The following is a 4,309-nucleotide window of genomic DNA, read 5'->3' as shown; positions in this document are numbered from 1 at the left end:
AAAATCTATATAGAGGCTGGAAAGCTGGAGAATGCGGCGGACCACCAGCCCGATTACCTGCGCCTTTCCCAGGCGGAAAGAGAGCGGGCACAGCAGGAAGAAGCGGCAAAAGAAAAATGATTGAGATACGATTTATGCAGCAGGAAGATCTGGATGCCGTTGCCCGGATCGAACAGGAAACGTTCTCGCAGCCATGGTCCAAAGCAGGTTTTGCATCCTCCCTTGGCAGGGAAGATACGCTCTATTTAAGTGCATTTTCAGACGGTGAACTGGCAGGCTATTGTGGTCTGTTCCAGGTTCTGGATGAAGGTGAAATTACAAATGTTGCAGTTAGAAAATGCTTTCGCGGACAGAAAATAGCCTCCCTGCTAATGGAAGAATTGTTATAAAAAGGAACCTTAAGGGGGATCACCTTTTTTGTTCTGGAGGTACGCAAGAGTAACTGTGCAGCAATCCGTCTATATGAAAAAAACGGATTTACAAAAGCCGGAATCCGCAAAAATTTTTATGAAAAGCCAATAGAAGATGCAGTCATCATGAGTAAGCAGTGATGGTTGCTCTTTTTTTGGAAAATCATACAGCAATTCCCACTATCATTGATGTATATTTTTCGTTATAATGACTTATATAAAGTAACTACTGTATTTTAGTGCAGCAGGTTACAACGCTATTTCAGGATATATGATATACAATGATTAACGTAGGAAAAGGGGAGGAAAAAAGCATGAGACAAGCAAAAAAAATCTACTGCAATATGTGCGGAAAGGAATTTCATCTGGAGAACGAGATTGTGAAGGAAGGAATTCTGTCGCTAGAGAAGTGCTGGGGATATTTTTCTGAAAAAGATGGTGAAATCCACGAGCTTGATCTATGTGAAGCGTGTTATGATAAGCTCATAAAACAGTTTAAAATCCCCGTTACCGTGAAGAAACAAAAAGAATTTGTGTAAAGTTGCGCTTTTATCAAGGGGTTACATCTTGTTCCCGGCTTCCATCTGTGTTAAAATATACAATCAGATATTAAAATTTGACTTGGCTGTTTAAAATTAGGAAAACTGATAAAGGGCCATATTTTAAAATAGATTTGAAAAAGAAGGGAAATACAGATGTTAGATATATGTTTATTAGGAACCGGAGGGATGATGCCGCTGCCCCGCAGATGGCTGACAGCCTTGATGGCAAGATATAACGGGAGCAGTATTTTAATTGACTGCGGCGAAGGAACCCAGATCGCAATTAAGGAAAAAGGGTGGAGCTTCAAACCCATTGACGTGATTTGCTTCACCCATTTTCATGGAGATCATATAAGCGGTCTGCCGGGATTACTCCTGACCATGGGGAATGCGGAAAGAAATGAGCCTTTAACGTTAATTGGTCCCAAGGGACTGGAGAGAGTGGTAAACGCATTGCGCGTCATTGCGCCGGAACTGCCGTTTGAACTGCAGTTTTTGGAGATCACTAATCCGGAAGAAACATTTGAAATGAATGGATATCGTATCCGGGCTTTCCGGGTGAATCATAATGTTGTCTGCTATGGCTATTCGATTGAAATAGACAGGGCAGGCCGTTTTGACGTTACCAGGGCAAAAGAACAGGAGATTCCAATGCCTTGCTGGAGCCGTCTGCAAAAAGGAGAAACCATTGAAGCAGAGGGCAAAATATATACACCGGATATGGTTCTTGGTGCCCCCAGAAAAGGGATAAAATTAACTTATTGTACAGATACCAGGCCTGTAAAAGCAATTTCGGAAAATGCAGCAGGCTCTGATTTATTTATCTGTGAAGGCATGTATGGAGAACCCGGTAAAGAGCAAAAAGCAGTGGAACACAAACATATGACATTCACAGAAGCGGCAAAACTTGCAAAAGAAGCAGAAGTAAAAGAATTGTGGTTAACTCATTACAGCCCGTCACTGATTCATCCGGAAGAATTTATGGGGGATGTACAGAAAATATTTCCCAACGCTTATCCGGGTAAAGACTGCAAATCGGTGGAACTGGATTTTGATGAAGAATAGCCCGAAAAGCAGAAATCTTATTGCGTATTTGAAATATGCTCTATGTGCATAAGCAGACAGGCTTGCAACATGCACTGGAAAAGGCTGAAAGAAAATGAGAATTCGAAAGGAAGCCACGCTGTTATTCTTTCCGCCTGTTTTGTGGCAGTATTGCGGATAGATCTGCAATCGGTAATGGTAGAACAATGGAAAAAAAAGATGTATTCATATTGGCGATAGAGAGTTCCTGTGATGAAACAGCTGCATCTGTGGTAAAAAACGGAAGAGAAGTATTATCCAATATCATCTCATCCCAAATAGAATTGCACAAACTCTATGGAGGAGTGGTACCGGAAATAGCTTCCAGGAAACATATTGAAAAAATAAATCAGGTTATTGAAGAGGCGCTGGAAGAAGCGGATATGACTCTGGATGATATGGATGCCATAGGCGTCACCTATGGTCCGGGACTTGTAGGTGCTCTGTTGGTAGGTGTGGCTGAGGCTAAGGCAATAAGCTATGCAAAAAAACTGCCTCTCATTGGGGTGCATCATATAGAAGGACATATTTCAGCAAACTATATCGAGAATCTCGATTTGGAACCGCCGTTTATCTGTCTGGTTGTATCTGGAGGACATACACATCTGGTGGTAGTCAAAGACTATGGAAAATATGAGATTATCGGAAGAACAAGGGACGATGCCGCAGGAGAAGCCTTCGACAAGGTGGCTAGGGCAATCGGACTGGGATACCCGGGAGGCCCTAAAATTGACAAACTGTCTAAAGAAGGAAATCCGAACGCAATTAAATTTCCAAAAGCGCATGTGGCTGACGCACCCTATGATTTTAGTTTCAGCGGCTTAAAATCGGCAGTGCTTAACTATCTAAACGGATGTAAAATGAAGAACGAAACGATCGTAGAAGCAGATGTAGCTGCTTCCTTTCAAAAAGCAGTAACGGAAGTTCTGGTCGAACATGCCATGATGGCAGTGAAAGAATACGGGTATGACAAATTCGCGATTGCAGGCGGTGTCGCTTCTAATTCCACACTTAGAAGTGCCATGGAAGTGGCATGCAGGGAAAATGGCGTTCAATTCTATCATCCTTCACCGATTTTCTGTACGGATAATGCGGCGATGATCGGGGTAGCGGCATATTACGAGTTTATCCAGGGAACCAGGCATGGATTAGATCTGAATGCAGTTCCCAATCTAAAACTGGGAGAGCGGTAATGGACAAGGAAAAAAATGTTGCCATCGTGCTATGTGCAGGGCGTGGCACAAGAATGAACAGTGAAATACAAAAACAGTATCTGCTTATTAAAGGGAAGCCGGTGGTATATTATTCATTATATGCTTTTGAAATGTGTCCCTTTATGGATGAAATCGTATTGGTTACGGGAAAAGACGAGATAGAATACTGCCGGCAGGAAATCGTAGAAAAATATGGGCTGAAAAAAGTAAAGTCCATCGTGGCAGGCGGGAAAGAGCGCTATCATTCTGTTTTTGAGGGCTTAAAAGCAATTAAAAACAGTGATTATGTGTATATACATGATGGCGCAAGACCTTTTATTGACCAGGAACTGCTGCAGCGCGCCTGTGATTCTGTTCATATACATAAAGCATGTGTAGTCGGCATGCCCGTAAAAGATACGATTAAAATCATCAGTCCGGATGGATTTGCCCAACACACACCTGACCGCTCAACACTGTGGATGGTTCAGACCCCCCAGGTATTCCAATACCAGATGGTATTGGAAGCTTATGAAAATATAATGCGAAATCCCGGAGTCCAGGTGACAGATGATGCTATGGTCGTGGAGAAAATGGGGAAGGCAAAGATTAAACTGGTAGAAGGCTCCTACAAAAATATAAAAATAACCACCCCCGAAGATTTGGAAATTGCCGAAATATTTTGTAAAGATAAGATGTGATTTCGTATGAACTGAAATATTCTTTGCATATTTTTCGAATATTGGGAAATAATTCTTTCGAATGTATTTTGTACAGAAGAATTAGAGGCATGAAAGATATAAATAAAATATCTCCCTGATTCCATTGCTCCATCAGGCTATCACTCTAGTAATCAGCAGGAAAGACCGCTTGAGCGTGTTTGAAAATGGTGGAGGAAGGTCAAAATGTGCCTAAAATACTAAGTTTTTGAAACAAATGAAAAAATTTCAAAAAATTTTGAAATAGTTATTGACAGAATTTAGCTTTATATGGTAGAATACTTCTTGCACTGAGGTGTGCAAACAACTGGAGAGGTATCGAAGTGGTCATAACGAGGCGGTCTTGAAAACCGTTTGTCCGC

General features: G+C 41.7%; 5 protein-coding genes. All 5 read left to right on the top strand.

Annotation, left to right across the window (positions count from 1 at the left end):
• Window positions 1-116: 116 nt before the first annotated feature.
• Window positions 117-389, top strand: coding sequence for a GNAT family N-acetyltransferase (locus tag ACH2DQ_RS26260; RefSeq protein WP_395028649.1), 273 nt, complete (start codon window positions 117-119; stop codon window positions 387-389).
• A gap of 335 nt (window positions 390-724) precedes the next feature.
• A complete protein-coding gene (locus ACH2DQ_RS26255) occupies window positions 725-949 on the top strand; it encodes a hypothetical protein (RefSeq protein WP_394913368.1) in 225 nt (74 codons plus the stop codon).
• 156 nt (window positions 950-1,105) lie between these two features.
• The gene (locus ACH2DQ_RS26250; protein WP_394913369.1) at window positions 1,106-2,017 is read left to right on the top strand and encodes a ribonuclease Z; all 912 of its coding nucleotides are present in this window, start codon (window positions 1,106-1,108) and stop codon (window positions 2,015-2,017) included.
• Between the two features lie 185 nt (window positions 2,018-2,202).
• Window positions 2,203-3,228: a tRNA (adenosine(37)-N6)-threonylcarbamoyltransferase complex transferase subunit TsaD gene (gene tsaD, locus ACH2DQ_RS26245; RefSeq protein WP_394913370.1), complete on the top strand. Its 1,026-nt coding sequence runs from the start codon at window positions 2,203-2,205 to the stop codon at window positions 3,226-3,228.
• Entirely contained in the window at window positions 3,228-3,929 is a 702-nt protein-coding gene (ispD, locus tag ACH2DQ_RS26240) for a 2-C-methyl-D-erythritol 4-phosphate cytidylyltransferase (RefSeq protein WP_394913371.1), read from the top strand. Before tsaD ends, ispD begins: the two co-directional genes overlap by 1 nt.
• The last annotated feature ends 380 nt before the right edge of the window (window positions 3,930-4,309 follow it).

The sequence above is a fragment of the Robinsoniella sp. genome (genome assembly GCF_034124845.1).
Note: the sequence above shows the minus strand (reverse complement) of the source record. Positions and strands in the feature narration are given on the sequence as shown.